Below are 16,480 nucleotides of genomic sequence, written 5' to 3'. Positions count from 1 at the left end.
CGACGCCGAATAACAAGCCGGACCCACGCCAATACGAGATAATACTATGCCTATCTTGAACCGGACAGCCGTGGGCTTGTCCCGGCCATCCACGCCTCGCAGACTGCGGCATGCGTGGGGGATGGGCGACCACCGAACCGAACCCTCACCCGGTATTCCTCAACCCCGCCGCCACGCCATTGATCGACATCAAAATCCCCTGCCGAATATCCTCGCCCGTCTGCCCGCCGCGATAGCGCCGGATCAGCTCCACCTGCAGATAGTTCAGCGGCGCGATATAGGGAAAACGGTGGTGCAGCGAGCGGGCGAGGGCCGGGTTGTCGGCGAGGCGCTGGCTCGAGCCGGTGATGTCGGCGAGGGCGCGATTGGCCTTGCCCCATTCGGCCTCGATCTCCCCATAAATGCGCTCGGCGAGCGCGTGATCGGGCGCGAGGCCCGCATAATGGCGGGCGATCGACAGATCGGTCTTGGACAGGATCATGTCGATATTGGAGAGCAGCGTGCGGAAGAACGGCCATTCATTGTTCATTCGCCGCAACAGCGCGAGGCGCGCGCCGTCGTCGCCCTCGAGGAAGCGCGCGATCGCCGAGCCGAATCCATACCAGCCGGGCAGGGCGAGACGCGCCTGCCCCCATGAAAAGCTCCACGGAATGGCGCGCAGATCCTCGATCTTCCGCGAGGGTTTTCGCGAGGCGGGGCGCGAGCCGATGTTGAGCGCGGCGATCTCGGAGATCGGCGTCGAGGCGAAAAAATAATCGACGAAGTCCGGCGTCTCATAGACGAGGCCGCGATAGGCGTCCATGCCCCATTGCGCGAGATCGGCCGCCGCGTCGAGAAACTCCTGCGGCGGCGTCTTGCTGTGCGAAAGCAGCGTCGCCTCGAGCGTCGCGGCCACCAAGAGCTCGAGATTGACGCGGCCGATCTGCGGATTGGCGTATTTCGCCGCGATCACCTCGCCCTGCTCGGTGAGGCGGATCTGCCCGTTCACCGTGCCCGGCGGCTGCGCCAGAATGGCGTCATAGCTCGGGCCGCCGCCGCGCCCCACCGTGCCGCCGCGCCCGTGGAACAGCCGCATGGCGATGGACGGCAGCCCCGCGAAAAATTCCGCCAGCGCGGTGGAGGCGCGATAGAGCTCCCAAATGCTCGCCAAAATGCCGCCGTCCTTGTTGCTGTCGGAATAGCCGAGCATGATGTCCTGCTGCGCGCCGGAATTGGTGACGAGCTTCACGATTCCGGGAGAAGCGTAGAAGTCGCGCATGATGCCGGCGGCGTTGCGCAGATCGCCGATGGTCTCGAACAAAGGCACGATGATGAGATCGGCGGCGACGGTAGAGGCGTCGCAGGGAGCCAGAGTGCCGCGCAAGAGGCCGCATTCCTTCTGCAGCAGCAGCACTTCCAGAAGATCGCTCACCGTCTCCGTATGGCTGACGATGTAATGGCGGATCGATTCGCGGCCGTATTTTTTCCGCATCGCCGCGGCGGTCTCGAAGATGGCGAGCTCGCTCGCGGTGTTGTCGGAATAGCTGGCGTCGACGAGCCGCACCGGACGCGGGTCCGAGAGCAGGCGCAGCAGCAGCTGCTGCTTCTCCTCCTCGCAGAGCGCGGCATAGTCCTCCGTCACCCGCGCCGCGGCGAGCAATTCGGCGATCGTCTCCTCGTGACGGTCGGAGCTCTGCCGCAGATCGACCGTGGCGAGATGGAAGCCGAACACTTCCGCCGCGCGAATGAGCGGCTCCAGGCGCTGCGAGGCGATCACCTCGCTGTGATGGCAGCGCAGCGAATCGTCGATGATCTCGAGATCGGCGAGAAAGGCGCGGGCGTTCGGATAAGGATTGGCGGGCGCCACCGCATGGCGCTGCGCCTGCTGGCCGGTCAATTCCTCGAGCGTCGCGGCGAGGCGCGAATAGACGCCGATCAGCGCGCGGCGATAAGGCTCGTCGTCGCGATGCGGATTGTCGTCGCCCGAGCGCGCCGCGAGCTGCTCCAGCGCCTCGCTGCAGCCGGCGTAGCGGCGCGAGATGGAGAGCTCGGCGCCGAGCTCGTGCACCTCGGTGAGATAGAAGCGCAGCGCCGTCTCGCTCTGCAGCCGCAGGGCCGTGACCAGGGATTCGGCGCGCACATTGGGATTGCCGTCGCGGTCGCCGCCGACCCATGTGCCCATGCGCAGGAAGGGCGGAATGCGCAAGCCGTCGAGCCGCTCCTCGATCTCGGCGTAGAGCAGGGGGATCTGCCGCAGAAAGGTGGTGCGGTAATAGCTCAGCGTGTTGGCGATCTCGTCGCGCACGGTCAGCCGCGCCTCGCGCAGCAGCTCCGTCTGCCACAGCTGCGAGACGCGCGCGCGCAATTGCAGCTCGTTGCGGGCGAGCTCGCCCTTGCTCCGCGCATGCTGGCGGGCGATCAGCAGGGCGGAGATGGCGTGCTCGGCGTCGAGCAGGCTCTTGCGGCGCACCTCGGTCGGATGGGCGGTGAGCACCGGCGACACCCAGCCGTTGGAGAGCACCTGCGCGACCTTGCCGACGCCGATCGAGGCCTTGCGCAAATGCGCGAAGGTGGCGCCGAGGCCGGGCTCCTTGCCGTTCTCCTGCTGCAGCGGATGCAGATCCTCGGCGATATTGGCGAGATGCGAGAAATAGCTGAAGGCGCGGATGACGGTCAGCGCCTCGGTAGCCGAGAGCGAGCGCAGCAGCGCGTCGAGCTTCTGATCGGCCTCCATGTCGCCATTGCGGCTCACGGCCACGGAAAGGCGACGGATGGTCTCGATCCGCTCGAAGGCGGCCGCCCCCTCCTGCTCGCGCACCGTGTCGCCGAGCAGGCGGCCGAGCAGGCGAATGTCGGCGAGCAGGGACTGGTCGCTGAGCGCGGCGGGGGAGCTGAAATCGGCGGCGTCGTTCTCGACCTGCATGTCGGATGCTTTTCCCAAAACTGCGCGCGGCCGGCCGCGCGCGAGAATTTCCCCCACCATATCAGCACATCTGGGCGGAATAGACGAGAGGGCGGGCGGTTTCCCTCCGCCTGCGACTTCGGCTATGCTGTTTCGCGATGGCGGCCCTCTCCTCGCGCTCAAGCTCCTCGCGTTCTCGGTCACGTCGCCTCGTCGCGACGCTCGCCGCCGTTGTGCTGGTCCTTCTCCAGGCGTTCGCCCTGTCGCCCCTGCGCGCGCATGCCGGCCCTGGCCTCGCGGCCGCCGCCTGCGGCGGCGGCGAGGATACGCCGGCGACGCCTTCGGCGCCCTGCGCCGATCGCTGTCTGCTGTACGCGGTGAGCGCCGTTGTGGATGCGCCGGCGTGCGCGGTCCTGCGCGTCCCGGCTCCGCCGCCATTAGCCGCGCCCGCGCCGGCCCCCGCGCGCCTCGGCCGCGCGCCGCCCGGATGGGCGAGCAGCTGGTCCTCTCAGGCGCCGCCGCGCGTCCGCTGAATGGCGGCTGCGAAGCCGTCCTTGCGCGCATTTTTTGCCGCGGCCCCGACATTGGCCTCGACGCGGCGGCTCCAGCTCGAAACCCGCCCATGTCCGACCGAGACGATAATTCGCTTCGTCACGCGCTCGCGCGCCAATCGCGCGACCTCATGCGCTTTCTCACCCGGCGCGTCGGTCCCCGCGACGCGCCCGATCTCGCCCAGGAGGCGATCATGCGGGTGCTGAGCTTCGCCGAGCGCGGGAGCGTGCGGGAAGCCGGCTCGCTGCTGCGCTCGACCGCCGCCAATCTCGCCAGGGACCACGCCCGCCGACGGCGCAGGGAGGGCGAGGCCATTGTCGGCGGGCTCGACGTCGACACGCTTCTCGCCCCCTCGCTCTCGCCCGCGGCGCGGCTCGAGGCCGAGGAGACGCTGGCGCGCTTCACGGCCGCGCTCGACTCGCTGCCGCCGCGCTGCCGGCAGGTGTTCGTCCTGCGCCGCTTCGAGAATCTGCATCAGGAGGAGATCGCCCGCCGGCTCGGCATCTCCCGCAATATGGTGGAGAAGCATTTGCGCACCGCCTTCCGCCTCTTGCGCGGGGCGCTGAGATGAGTGCGGCGACCTCCTGTTTTCGCCGCCTCGCGCGTCTTATGCTCGACGGCCGCGATAGGCCGCGAGGAGACGACGCCGCCAGATGAGCAGCCGCCGGGCCGAGGAGGAGGAGGACGCCGAGCGTTTCGACGCCGCGGCCGCATGGTGGGTACGGCTCGACGCCGGGGCGCTGTCGCGCGCCGAGCTGGAGGCGTTCCGCGCCTGGCTCGCCGCCGATTCCCGCAATGAGGCCGCCTTCGAGGAGGCCTGCGACGTCTGGGGCGATTGGGAGCGCGCGCCCAAGGCGCTGGCCCGCGCCCATGTCGAGGCCGCGCGGCCGGCGCCGCGCCGCTCTTGGACGCGCCCGGCGGCGGCGCTCGCCGCCATCGGCCTCGCGCTGGCGCTCGGCTTCGACCCGCTGTGGCTGTGGCTGCGCGCCGACATTCGCACTGGGACCGGCGAATTGCGCACCCTCGCTCTGCCCGACGGCTCGCACGCGCATCTTGGCGCCGGCTCCGCCCTCGCGCTCCATTATGGCGGCGACCGCCGGCGGATCACGCTGCTCGCCGGCGAAGCGCTGTTCGAGGTGGAGCCCGACCCGAGCCGCCCCTTCGTGGTCGAGGCCGCCGGCGGCGAAATTTCCGCACGAGGCACCGCTTTCGACATCGCGACCAGCGACGCCCGCACCGAGGTCACGGTAACCGAGCACGCCGTCGAGGTGACCGGCGCCGGCGCCGGCGTGCGCGTCGAGGCCGGCCGCCAGACCGCTTACGGCCCCGGCCTGCCGGCGCTCGACTCCTACGCCGTCGATCCCGACAAGGTGACCGCCTGGCGGCGCGGACGCCTCTATTTCAACGACAAGCCGCTCGGCGAGGTGGTCGCCGCGCTGGCGCGCTATCATCGCGGCTTTGTGCTGATCGCCGGCCGCGCGCTGCGCGACCGCCGCGTCACCGGCGTGTTCCGCACCGATCAGCCGCTGGAGGCGCTGCGCGCGATCGAAAAATCGCTCGGGCTCAAATCGACGCGGCTCGGCGATTATCTGATCCTGCTGCATTCGTCGTGACAAAAAAGTCACAGTATGAAAAATCTCGAATAATCGACTCCTGTTTTTCGATTTCGCGCGTCTTGAGGGGCGGCGCAGGCGAAGACCCGCGCCGCGGCAGCGGGAGGCCAATCGATGGGGTCGTGGAAAAAAGGCAGGAATTCGAGCCGGGGCAATCGGACCGGCGCGGCGGCGGCGATCGGCCTCGCCGTCATCGGCCCTTCAGCGCTGGCGATCGACGCCGGACCCGCGCTGGCCAGCATTACCCCGCAGACCTATGAGATCGCGCCCGGCCCGATGGCCGACGCGCTGAGCCGGCTCGCCGACGAGACCGGAGCGCATCTCGTTTTCGACGCCGCCATCGCCCGCCACGTCTTCGCGCGCGGCGTGCATGGCAAGCGCACGCTGGAGGAAGCGCTCGACGAGCTGCTGACCGGCACGAGCCTCGCTTATCGCATCGACCCCGAGGGGCGCGCGGTGACGATCATGCTCGCGCAGAACGACACGACCCGCAGCGACGCGGGCGGCGCGGAGGCGCTGCCGACGATCGACATCGGAGCCGAAGAGAAGAAGCGAACGGACAAGCGCGCGAGCGCTCCGGGCGACAGCCAGCACGGCGCCGGGCTCGGCGGCCGCTTCACCGGCTATAATGTCACCGGGGGCTCGGTCGCCGGCAAGGCCGACATACCGATATTGAAGACGCCGTTCAGCATTCAGGTGGTGCCGCGCGAGGCGCTGGACGATCAAGGGGCCATTTCGGTCCAGGACGGCATCGTCGGCAATGTCAGCAGCGTTCAGCCCAACGGCGATCTATTCTACGACGGCTTCACGATCCGCGGCCTCCCCAGCGCCAGCATCTATCGGCAGAATCTGAAAACGCCGAACACGACTCATCTGCAGACCGCCAATCTGCAGTCGATCGAGGTGCTGAAAGGTCCGGCGGCGATGCTGTTCGGCCGGCTGGAGCCCGGCGGCGTCGTCAATCTGATCGTCAAGCGCCCGCTCGCCGATCCCTATTTCTCTGTGCAGGAGCAGGCGGGATCATGGGGCAGGACGCGCACCAGCGTCGATGCGACCGGACCGTTGACCGACGACAAGACATGGCTCTATCGCGTGAACGCCTCGTTCGATCGCAGCGACTCCTTTCGAGACTTCGTCTTCAATCAGGACGGATTCTTCGCTCCGACCCTCGCCTACCGGCCGACCGAGCAGTTCCGGCTGAATGTCGACGCCGAATATCAGCATACGATCTTCGTTTCCGACTATGACAATGTGCTTCCGGCGGTCGGAAATCGGCCCGCCAATGTCCCGATCAGCCGCTATCTTCAGGACCCTTCGGTCACCGCGGCCAATCCGAGCCGGCTGGACCGCAAATTCATCGGCTTCGACTGGACCTATGATCTGTCGCCGGATTGGAGCCTCACCAATCGGTTCAGCTATCAGTCGCTCATCTGGGCGCAGCGGCTGACCGTTTTCAACTCGGTCGATGAAGTCACGGGCGACATCAAGAGCGGCCTGTGGGACGTTTATGCCCCGCGCAACTATCTGTCGACGAATCTCGACCTTCACGGCAAATTCGCGACCGGCCCATTCCAGCATTCGACCCTGATCGGGTTCGATTTTTACAACGAATGGACATCGGGCAGCGGATATTCGGGCGTAACGCCCAATGTCGCCCCGATGAATTTGTACGATCCCGTCTACAGAACGTCCGGCTATGTCGCTCCGGCGAACAATTTCTATGGCGTCGGCCACACGAGCTGGAAGGGCATATATGCGCAAGACTATATTTCATTCGCGGACGATCGGCTGCATCTGCTTCTGGGCGGACGCTATGATTGGGTGAGCGCCGGCACGGGCTACGGCGCATCCTCCTTCGCGGAGGCCAATGCGGCCTATCGCACGGCGTATGACAGCGCGTTCAGCCCGCGCGTCGGAGTCGTCATTCAGCCGGCTCAATGGATTTCCTTCTATGGGAGCTTCTCGCAATCCTTCGGCAGCACCAACGCCCGCCCGACGCCCGGACAGCCGGCCTTCTCGCCGCAAAAGGGCGAGCAATATGAAGGGGGCGTCAAGGCCGAGCTGCTGGACGGACGCCTGACCGCGACCTTCGCCTATTTCGACATCGTCAAATCCGGCATTCTCCAGCGCCTTCCCGGCTCGCTTTATTCGACGCCGATCGGCATGATCGAAAGCAAGGGTTTCGAGATCGACGTCGCCGGCCGCATCGACGACAATTGGAGCGTGATCGGCAATTTCAGCCATGACACGGTTCGCATCACCCAGGATGCGGCCCTCAACAATGTCGGACGCAGGCTCGTCAATGCGCCGATCGACTCGGGAAGCCTCTGGCTGAAATATGAGGCCGATGGCGATTTTCAGGGGCTCGGCCTCGGCGGCGGCGTCACGGTCGTCGGCGAGCGGCAGGGCGATAATGCGAACACATTCCTGCTGCCCACCTACGCGATCGTGAACACGATGATCGCCTATCGCTTTCAGCTCCCGGAGGCGCCGTGGGTCAAGAATGTGACCGCGCAGCTCAATGTGAGGAATCTGCTCGATTCGACTTATTATGTGAACTCGGCGGATCGCAGCACGATCATGCCCGGAACGCCGAGAACCTTCCTCGCGTCGCTGCGGCTGGAGTTCTGATCGGGCTTTGACGGACGTCGCCGCCGCGAGCGGCGTCGTCCACCGGATCGACGGGCTGGGGAGGCCGAGACGTGACACGCGCATTCTTCGTTTGGCTGCATCGCTGGGTCGGGCTGTCGATGGCGGCGTTTCTCGTCGTCGTCGGCCTCACCGGCAGCCTGCTCGCCTTTTATTATGAGCTGGAGCGCTTCATCAGCCCGCAGCTTTTCGCGACCGCGCGGCCGGGCGTCGCGCCGCTCGATCTTGCGACCCTCGCGGAGCGCGCCGAAGCGCTCTTCCCCCGCGGCCGCGCGCAGGAAGTGTCGGTCACGACGCCGGATCAGATCGTCGTGCACATGACGCCGCGCGAGGAGAGCGATCCGCCGCTCGGCTTCGACGAGCTGTTCCTCGATCCCTGGACCGGCGCCGAGCTCGGCCGCCGCGCGAGCGGCGATCTCTCGCAAGGCGCGATCAGTCTGATGCCCTTCATCTATAATCTGCATTGGCGGCTGGCGATGGGCGATCTCGGCTTCTGGATGCTCGGCATTCTCGCCGTGCTCTGGACGATCGATTGTTTTGTCGGCTTCTATCTCACCCTGCCGGTCTCGCGCGTGAAATTCTGGAGCCGATGGAAGCCCTCCTGGCTGGTGAAATGGCGCGGCGGCGCCTTTCGCGTCAATTTCGATCTGCATCGCGCGAGCGGGCTGTGGCTGTGGCCCATGCTGTTCGTCTTCGCCTTTTCGAGCGTCATGATGGACATGCGGCCCGTCTATGAAGTGGCGATGAAAGCGGTCTTTCCGGATTATCGCTCCTATCGCGAGATGGCGCTCTCGCTGAACAGGCGGCCCAATGCGCATCCGCGCCTCGATTGGCGGGCGGCGCTCGCGCGCGGCGAGGCGCTGATGGCGGAGCAGGCGGCGGCCCGCGGATTTGCGACGCGCGAGCCGCTCTCGCTCCAATATCATGAGCGTCTGGGCGCTTACGCCTATGAGATGCGCAGCGATCGCGACATCAGCGACCGTCCGCCGCAGGGCGGCACGGGAATCCTGCTCGACGGCGACACGGGCGCGCTGCTTCAATTCCTGCCGCCCAAGAGCGAGCGCCTCGGCGTCACTGTCGAGCACTGGCTCTATGCGCTGCATATGGCGCATGTGTTCGGCCTGCCCTATCAGATTTTCGTCTTTATCCTCGGCCTTATCATCGCCATGCTCTCCGGCACGGGCGTCTATATCTGGTGGAAAAAGCGTCGCGGGCGGCTCCATCGCGCTCAGGCCGTGTCGAGGCCGATCGTGTCGATGGTGGAATCGAGCAATGACGCGAAATGATATCGTGATCGCGTTGGCGGTTTCGACAGGAAGAGCGGGAGAAAGCAGGGGAAACGGGCGATTCCGGTCATCCTCGTCCTGAGGCGCCCGCGCACGGGCGTCTCGAAGGACGACAACGGGGAGAAGCCTTTGATTTCGCTCCGCGGCCGTTCTCCGAGACGCCGCCTGCGGCGGCTCAGGACAAGTTTTCGGGATTTTCTCCTAACGCCCGCCCCGGCCGTCAGGCGCTCTCGTAACAATCCTTCACCAGCCGGTCGAGCAGGCGCACGCCCCAGCCCGACGCCCAGCTCTGGTTGGTGTCGGACGCCGGCGAGCCCATTCCGGTTCCGGCGATGTCGAGATGCGCCCAGGGCGTCTTGTCGACGAAGCGCTCCAGAAATTGCGCCGCGGTGATCGAGCCGGCATGGCGCCCGCCCGTGTTCTTCATGTCGGCGAATTTCGATTCGATCAGCTTGTCATAGGCCGGCCCCATTGGCAGCCGCCAGAGCTTCTCGCCGGTGGCTTTGCCGGCCTCGAGGATGCGTCCCGCCAATTCGTCGTTGTTGGAGAAGAGGCCGGCGTGCTCCTGGCCGAGCGCCACGAGAATGGCGCCGGTCAGCGTCGCGAGGTCGATGATGAAGGCGGGCTTGAACTTGTCCTTCACATACCAGAGCGCGTCGGCCAGCACGAGGCGGCCTTCGGCGTCGGTGTTGATGATCTCGATCGTCTGTCCGGAGAGCGAGGTGACGATGTCGCCCGGACGCTGCGCCTCGCCCGAAGGCATGTTTTCGACGAGGCCGAGCACGCCGATCACATTGGCCTTCGCCTTCCGCACGGCGAGCGCGTGCATGAGGCCGGTGACGGCGGCGGCGCCGGCCATGTCGCCCTTCATGTCCTCCATGCTGGCGGCGGGCTTGATGGAGATGCCGCCGGTGTCGAAGCAGACGCCCTTGCCGACGAAGGCGACGGGCTGCGTGTCGGGCGCGGCGCCGTTCCAGCGCAGCACCACGACGCGGCTCGGATGCGCCGAGCCCTGGCCGACGCCGAGCAGAGCGCGAAAGCCGAGCGTCTGCAGCGTCGGCACGTCGAGGATCTCCACCTCCACGCCGAGGTCGGCGAGCTTGGCCGCGCGGCGGGCGAATTCCTCCGGATAGAGCACATTGGCCGGCTCGTTGACGAGGTCGCGCGCGATGACGACGCCCTCGGCGAGGCCGAGCGCGCCGTCGACCGCCGCGCGCGCCGCCTCCGGCTCGGCGACGGCAAGGGCGATCTCGCTCGCCCCTTCGCGCTCGGGATCGTCCTTCTTCTTCTTCGTGCGGTAGAGGTCGAACTTATAGGCGCGCAGCGTGGCGCCGAGCGCGAGCTGCCCGGCGGCCGCAGACGCGTCGGCCGGCGGCTCGGGAACGTCGAACAGGGCGATCGCATTCGCGCCCTGGCCGAGCCTGGCGGCGAGCTGTCCGCCGAGGCCGAGATAGTCGTCGAAGCGCTCGGGGCTCGCGCCGCCGTTGTCGCCGTCGCCCGCCGGGCCGACGCCGATCATCAGCAGCCGTCCCACCCCGTCGAGGCCGGCGGGCGCATAGAGGTCGAGCGAGGTTCCGCGCTTGCCGGCGAATTTGGCCGCCGCCGCGGCGCGCGCGATCTGCGGCTCGGCGTCGCGCAGAATCGTGCTCGTCTCGCCGCCCAGCGCCAGCTTGGCGCCGACGAAGGCGATGAGGGTGATCGGCCTCTCCCCCTCGGCCGGAGCCGCCGCGAGGCGCCGTTCGGCCTCCCCGAAATTCACGACCTCGAACTTCACATTGGGGGACATTGCAACCTCTCGTCGGGGAAACGGGCGCTCGGCGTCGCCGAGTCGAGTTGCGGCCGAATATCCTCCGGCGACGGGCGAGGGTCAATTCGTTCGTCCGCAAGATGTGAAGCGCCGTCCGCCCCGGAAAAGCCTCGAGCGCGAGGCAGCTTCGACATGGCGCGGCCATCGTCGATCGCCCCGGTCTTGCGCGCGGCGCGGGGACGGTCTAGCGAACTCCGCCGTGGAATCGCGGCGGCGATCCGGCGGGGCGGGGGCGTCAGTCTTGTTTCGAGGAATTGCGGCCGGAGCGATGGCGGACGGGTTTGCGAAAGCGGAGCGCGAGCGAGCGGGATGATCGGGCTCACGCTCTCCCGCTATCTCGCCGCGCGCTTCGCCAAGACCATTTTGGCGATCTTCGCGACCATGTTCTGCTTGATGTTCGTCGTCTATTTCGTCGAGCTGCTGCGCCGCGCCGGGGACATCCCCCAGGCCGGAGCGGATACGGTCGCGCTGATGACGATCCTGCGCGTGCCGGCGACGGCGGAATCGATCCTGCCCTTCGCGGTTCTGTTCGGCGCCATGGCGACCTTCGTCGACCTGACGCGCAAGCTCGAGCTCATCGTCGCGCGCGCCTCGGGCGTCTCGGTCTGGCAGTTCCTGTTTCCGCCGGCCTTCGTCGCGCTCGCGATCGGCGTCCTGTCGGTGACGCTGTATAATCCTCTGTCGGCGGTGATGAAGCAGCGCTCGGACCAGATGGAGCTCGACCTGTTCGGGGTGCAGGGCAGCGTGCGCGTCGATCACAGCAAATGGCTTCGCCTCACCGGCGTCGACGGCACGTCTATACTCCACGCGACGAGCTATCAGGCCGGCGGGGCGCGCCTCACCGGCGTCAGCGTCAATGTCTACAGCCGGGACGGCGTGTTCCTGGAGCGGGTCGAGGCGGCGCGCGCCCGGCTGCTCGCCGGGGTGTTCGTGCTGGAGGAGGCGCGGGTCAATGCGCCGGGGGAGGAATCGCGCGCGGTCGGCTCCTATCTGCTGGCGACCGATCTGACGCCGGAGCAGCTCGCCTCGGCGACGACGCCGCCCCAGGGCGCGCCCTTCTGGGACCTCCTCGAACTCGGCGAGAAGACGGCCGACGCCGGCCTCGATCCGACCGGCTATATCCTGCAGTTTCAGACCCTTTTGGCGCGGCCGCTGTTGCTCGTCGCCATGGTTCTCGTGGCCGCATCCTTTTCGTTAAGGTTCTTTCGAATGGGCGGGATCGCGCGAACCGTTTCGGGTGGCGTCGTGGCGGGGTTCGTGCTTTATATCGTGACGAAACTCTTTTCCGACCTGGGCGGAGCCGGCGTCATCAGCCCGCTTGTCGCTGCGTGGTCGCCTGCTCTTGTCGGAAGCATGCTGGGCGCAGTCAGTCTGTTGTATTCGGAGGACGGCTGATGGGGCGCCGCCGTCGCCGTCATCGCGAGCATGAGGCGGAGCGGCGTAGCCTGCCGGCCGCGGCGCTCGGCTATTGGCCGCTCCGGCGAACGCCTTTCGCCGTGCGGCCGGCGCTCGCCCTCGTGCTCGGCGCCGCCTTCGTTCTCGCCGGCTCCCCGCTGGTCGACGCCAAGCCTCGCTCTCCGCGCGACGTCGGGACGCGCGCGCCTGTCGCCGCGCCGCCGCGGGAGAGCCCCGCCAAAATGGTGGTGGAGGCCAAGGAGCTCGCCTATGACGAGACGCGCAACAGCGTCGCGGCGACCGGCGACGTCAAGATTTTCTACAAGGGCCGCACGCTCGAGGCCGACCGCGTCGTCTACGACCGCGGCTCGCAGCGCGTTTTCGCCGAAGGCCATGCCAGGCTGACCGAGACCGACGGCACGGTGGTCTATGCGGACCGCTTCGACCTGACCGATGACTTCAAGGCGGGCTTCATCGACAGCCTGCGCGTGGAGACGCCCGAAAGCGCCCATTTCAGCGCGCCGCGGGCCGAGCGCTCGGGCGAGACGACGATCTTCGATCTCGGCAGCTACACGGCTTGCGACGCCTGCAGCGACGACCCGACCAAGCCGCGCCTGTGGGCGGTGCGCGCCAAGCGCATCATTCACGACCACGAGGAGAAGGTCGTCTATTACGAGGACGCTTCGCTGGAGCTGCTCGGCGCGCCGATCGCCTATATGCCTTATTTTTCGTCTCCCGATCCGAGCGTGAAGCGCAAGTCGGGCTTCCTCAATCCCCAGCTCACCTATCGCTCGCAGCTCGGCTACAGCGTCGCCATTCCCTATTACTGGGCGCTCGCGCCCAATTATGATTTGACGATCACGCCGACCGGCTTCACGCGGCAGGGGCCGTTCCTCTCGGCGCAGTTCCGCCACAGGCTGGAGAACGGCGGCTATACGATCAATCTGGAAGGCACGCATGTCGGCGATCCGAGCGCGTTCGCCTATGCGCCTTATGGCGCGCGCGAGAAGCGCTGGCGCGGGGCCGTGCAGAGCAGCGGCGAATTCCAGATCAACGATCAATGGCGGTTCGGCTGGGACGTGACGGCGCTCAGCGACCGCTACTTCCTGCAGGACTACAAGCAATACAACAGCCTGTATCAGAATTACTTTTTCCGGGAGTCGTCGTCCACCGCCTATCTGACCGGCCAGGGCCCGCGCAGCTACTTCGATCTGCGCGGCTTCTATTTCCAGGGCCTGTCGGCCAATGACGTGCAGGCGCAGCAGCCGATCGTGCATCCGCTGCTGGACTACAACCGCGCCTTCGACGTCGATCCGGCGAAGACCTTCGGCATCGGCGGCCAGATCGACATCGACGCCAATTTCACCAGCACCTCGGCGAGCATCGCCAATTACGAATCGATCCAGCCGCGCACGCTCGATAGCGTGTACGGCCTCTACAACGTCTGCCAGAGCTATGCGCCGTCGGCCAACCCTTATCAGAGCCGCTGCCTGCTGCGCGGCGTCGGCGGCGATTACCAGCATGCGACCGTGATGGGCTCGTGGAAGCGCAAGGTGATCGACCCCGTCGGCGGCGTGTGGACGCCCTTCGCCTTCGCCCGCTTCTCGGGCTCCTATCTCGACTACGACAGCAGCAATGTCTATCCCGCCTACAACAGCGCGGGGCAGCCCATCCCAAATGCGGCGCAGTCGCTGTTCTTCTACGGCGCCGACAACGGATTCCGCGGCCAGGCGACGCCGGGCGGCGGCGTCGAATGGCGCTATCCGATCCTCGCGAGCGGCGGCGCGCTCGGCGATCTGGTGGTGGAGCCGATCGCCCAGGTCGTCGCGCGGCCCAATCAATCCTCCATTCCCTCGCTCGTGAACATGGACGCGCAGAGCCTCGTGTTCGACGATTCGAACTTGTTCGAATGGAGCAAATATTCGGGCTACGACCGGTTCGAGACGGGCACGCGCGCCAATTACGGCGGGCAGGCGACCCTGACCTTCGCCAATGGCGGCTTCGTCAACGCCCTCGTCGGCCAGTCGCGCCAGATCGCCGGCAAGAATGGCTATTCCACCGCGGACGCGGCCAATGTCGGCCTGTCGTCGGGGCTCGACACGCGCACCTCCGACTGGGTCGGGCGCTTCGCTTTCGCGCCCTCGTCCATGCTGAGCTTCGTGGCCAAGGGCCGTTTCGATCCCGACGGGCTGAGGGGACGCCGGATCGATCTCATCGGCTCGCTCAATCTCGATCCGATGACGCTCAGCGTCCAATACGCCAATTACGCCTCGCAGCCCGTCATCGGCTTCGATCAGCGCCGGCAGGGCCTGTCGGCCACGGGGCGCTACGACATCACCAAGAATTACTTCCTGAACGGCTCGGTCACCTTCGACATGAGCCGCTATCTCTACAATTCCTTGACCAGCGCGCCGGCAGTGACTACCACTCTGACGGGCGCCAATGTCACCGGCACGGCGCCGCTGTTCTCGATCGCCGCGCTCGGCCTCGGGGCGGGCTACAAGGACGAATGCACGACGGTGGCGGTGAATTATTCGTCCGTCTATCAGGCCCAGGCTTCGACGGGGCTGCCGGCGCGCAATCAGACCATCATGGTCTCGCTGCAATTGCGCACGCTGGGCGACGCAAAGTTCAACTATGGATTGGGCTCGATTCTGCTCAAGGACGGCGTGCGCTCTCAGCCCTGATCCGGCGGCGGCCGCCGCCCTCCGAAACCTGCAAGGAGACTCCCATGGCCTTCCGGCTCGTCCCCGATTTTCGACCTTTCCTCGCGGCCGCGACGGCCGCCGCCGCGCTGCTCGCCGCTGCGCCTCTGCGCGCCGACACGCCCCAGCCGCAGAAAGCGGAGATCGAAAAGATCGTCCATGATTATCTGATCGCCAATCCGGAAGTGATCCGCGAGGCCATCGACGAGCTCGAGCGGCGCGAGAAGGTCGCGGAAGCCGATTCGCGCAGCCGCGCCGTCGACAAGACCGCCGACAAGCTGTTCAATTCCGCCGCCCAGGCGGTGATCGGCAATCCCTCGGGCGATGTGACCCTGGTCGAGTTCTTCGACTACAACTGCGGCTATTGCAAACGCGCGCTCGACGATCTCGCCAAGCTCGTCGACGGCGATCCCAAGCTGCGCGTCGTGCTGAAGGATTTCCCCGTGCTCGGCCAGGGCTCGACCGAGGCGGCGGAGATCGCCACCGCGCTGCGCCTCCAGCTCAAGCCCGAGAAGTTCTACGCCTTCCACCGCAAGCTGCTCGGAACGCGCGGCCCCATCGGCAAGGCGCAGGCGCTCGCCGTCGCCAAGGAGCTCGGCGCCGACGCCGCCCGCCTCGAGAAGGACGCCAAGAGCGACGAGACGCGCGCTGCGCTCCGGGAATCGGCCGAGCTCGCCGACAGCCTCAATCTCAGCGGCACGCCCAGCTGGGTGCTCGGCAAGGAGGTGATCGTCGGCGCGGTCGGCTTTCAGCAGCTCAAGAGCAAGATCGACAACACCCGCAAATGCGGCAAGAGCGTCTGCTGATGCTGGACCCGCGTCGGACTCGCACGGCCGAAGCGAGCCGCCAGCCGGAGACGAGGGGGCGGACAGGGCAATCGGTTGAAGGATAAAACCCCACTCCTCGTCCTGAGGAGCCGCCGCAGGCGGCGTCTCGAAGGACGGCCGTGGGGCGCAATCGAAGGTTTCTCCCCGTCGCCATCCTTCGAGACGCCCGCTTCGCGGGCTCCTCAGGATGAGGGTGACGGGGCTGTCGTCCTTCACCCGATTACCCTGGGGGAGCGGAGCGTAGGGCTTCCTTCGCGCCGGCAATGCGGCTAGAAGGAGGCGCGCTCATGCGACGCGCGTCTTTCGTTCAGGATATCCATGCCCGCCGTCCACGTCATCAACGGCCCCAATCTCAATCTGCTCGGCGCGCGGGAGCCGTCCGTCTACGGCGCCGCGACGCTCGACGACATCAAGGCGCGGATGGCCGAGCTCTGCGCCGCGCGTGGCGTCGATCTCGTCTTCCGCCAATCCAATCACGAGGGCGATCTCGTCGACTGGATTCAGGAAGCGGGCCGCGCCGGCGCGCCGGTCATTCTCAATGCGGGGGCCTATACGCATACGTCGATCGCTCTGCACGACGCCATCAAGGGCGCCGGCGCGACAGTGATCGAGGTCCATCTCTCCAATGTTCACGCACGCGAGAGCTTTCGGCATCATTCCTTCATCTCGCCCGTGGCCCGCGGCGTCATCGCCGGCTTCGGCGCGGCCTCTTATGTTCTCGCCTTCGCAGCCCTGTTCGACGAAGAACCACGAAAGATCTGAGCA

General features: G+C 66.8%; 11 protein-coding genes. 8 read left to right on the top strand and 3 right to left on the bottom strand.

Features of this window, described 5'->3' with window-relative positions:
- Nucleotides 1-145 precede the first annotated feature (145 nt).
- Both ppc and K3F48_RS09925 read right to left on the bottom strand, forming a co-directional pair.
- Entirely contained in the window at nt 146-2,902 is a 2,757-nt protein-coding gene (ppc, locus tag K3F48_RS09930; RefSeq protein WP_222575274.1) for a phosphoenolpyruvate carboxylase, read from the bottom strand.
- A gap of 487 nt (nt 2,903-3,389) precedes the next feature.
- Nucleotides 3,390-3,536 carry a hypothetical protein gene (locus K3F48_RS09925; RefSeq protein WP_222575281.1) on the bottom strand — a complete coding sequence of 49 codons (147 nt, stop codon included), beginning with the start codon at nt 3,534-3,536 and terminating at the stop codon, nt 3,390-3,392.
- Nucleotides 3,537-3,563: 27 nt separating this feature from the next.
- Between K3F48_RS09925 and K3F48_RS09920 the strand changes: the two genes are divergently transcribed.
- The 4 genes from K3F48_RS09920 to K3F48_RS09905 all read left to right on the top strand — a co-directional run bounded on the left by K3F48_RS09920 (nt 3,564) and on the right by K3F48_RS09905 (nt 8,981).
- Nucleotides 3,564-4,004, top strand: a complete 441-nt coding sequence (locus K3F48_RS09920; protein ID WP_255608797.1) for an RNA polymerase sigma factor — start codon at nt 3,564-3,566, stop codon at nt 4,002-4,004.
- Nucleotides 4,005-4,086: 82 nt separating this feature from the next.
- Nucleotides 4,087-5,046: a FecR family protein gene (locus tag K3F48_RS09915; protein ID WP_222575272.1), complete on the top strand. Its 960-nt coding sequence runs from the start codon at nt 4,087-4,089 to the stop codon at nt 5,044-5,046.
- A gap of 114 nt (nt 5,047-5,160) precedes the next feature.
- Complete coding sequence (locus K3F48_RS09910; RefSeq protein ID WP_255608796.1) at nt 5,161-7,677, top strand: TonB-dependent receptor; 2,517 nt, start codon at nt 5,161-5,163, stop codon at nt 7,675-7,677.
- Between the two features lie 71 nt (nt 7,678-7,748).
- Nucleotides 7,749-8,981 (top strand): PepSY-associated TM helix domain-containing protein, encoded by a 1,233-nt coding sequence (locus K3F48_RS09905; RefSeq protein ID WP_222575271.1) that lies wholly within the window; start codon nt 7,749-7,751, stop codon nt 8,979-8,981.
- A 220-nt stretch (nt 8,982-9,201) separates the two neighbouring features.
- Here K3F48_RS09905 and K3F48_RS09900 read toward each other — a convergent pair whose 3' ends face one another.
- Nucleotides 9,202-10,767: a leucyl aminopeptidase gene (locus tag K3F48_RS09900; protein ID WP_222575270.1), complete on the bottom strand. Its 1,566-nt coding sequence runs from the start codon at nt 10,765-10,767 to the stop codon at nt 9,202-9,204.
- Nucleotides 10,768-11,097: 330 nt separating this feature from the next.
- On the opposite strand from K3F48_RS09900, the gene lptG reads away from it, so the two are divergent.
- From lptG to aroQ, 4 genes are all read left to right on the top strand, one after another.
- Complete coding sequence (lptG, locus tag K3F48_RS09895) at nt 11,098-12,183, top strand: LPS export ABC transporter permease LptG (protein WP_222575269.1); 1,086 nt, start codon at nt 11,098-11,100, stop codon at nt 12,181-12,183.
- Nucleotides 12,183-14,870, top strand: coding sequence for an LPS-assembly protein LptD (locus K3F48_RS09890; RefSeq protein WP_222575268.1), 2,688 nt, complete (start codon nt 12,183-12,185; stop codon nt 14,868-14,870). The genes lptG and K3F48_RS09890 overlap by 1 nt, the downstream gene beginning before the upstream one ends.
- 44 nt (nt 14,871-14,914) lie before the next feature.
- Nucleotides 14,915-15,694, top strand: a complete 780-nt coding sequence (locus K3F48_RS09885; protein WP_222575267.1) for a DsbA family protein — start codon at nt 14,915-14,917, stop codon at nt 15,692-15,694.
- 339 nt (nt 15,695-16,033) lie between these two features.
- Nucleotides 16,034-16,477, top strand: coding sequence for a type II 3-dehydroquinate dehydratase (gene aroQ, locus K3F48_RS09880; protein WP_222575266.1), 444 nt, complete (start codon nt 16,034-16,036; stop codon nt 16,475-16,477).
- Nucleotides 16,478-16,480 lie beyond the last annotated feature (3 nt).

It is taken from the genome of Methylosinus sp. Sm6 (genome assembly GCF_019802345.1).
Taxonomy (GTDB): Bacteria; Pseudomonadota; Alphaproteobacteria; order Rhizobiales; family Beijerinckiaceae; genus Methylosinus.
Note: the sequence above shows the minus strand (reverse complement) of the source record. Positions and strands in the feature narration are given on the sequence as shown.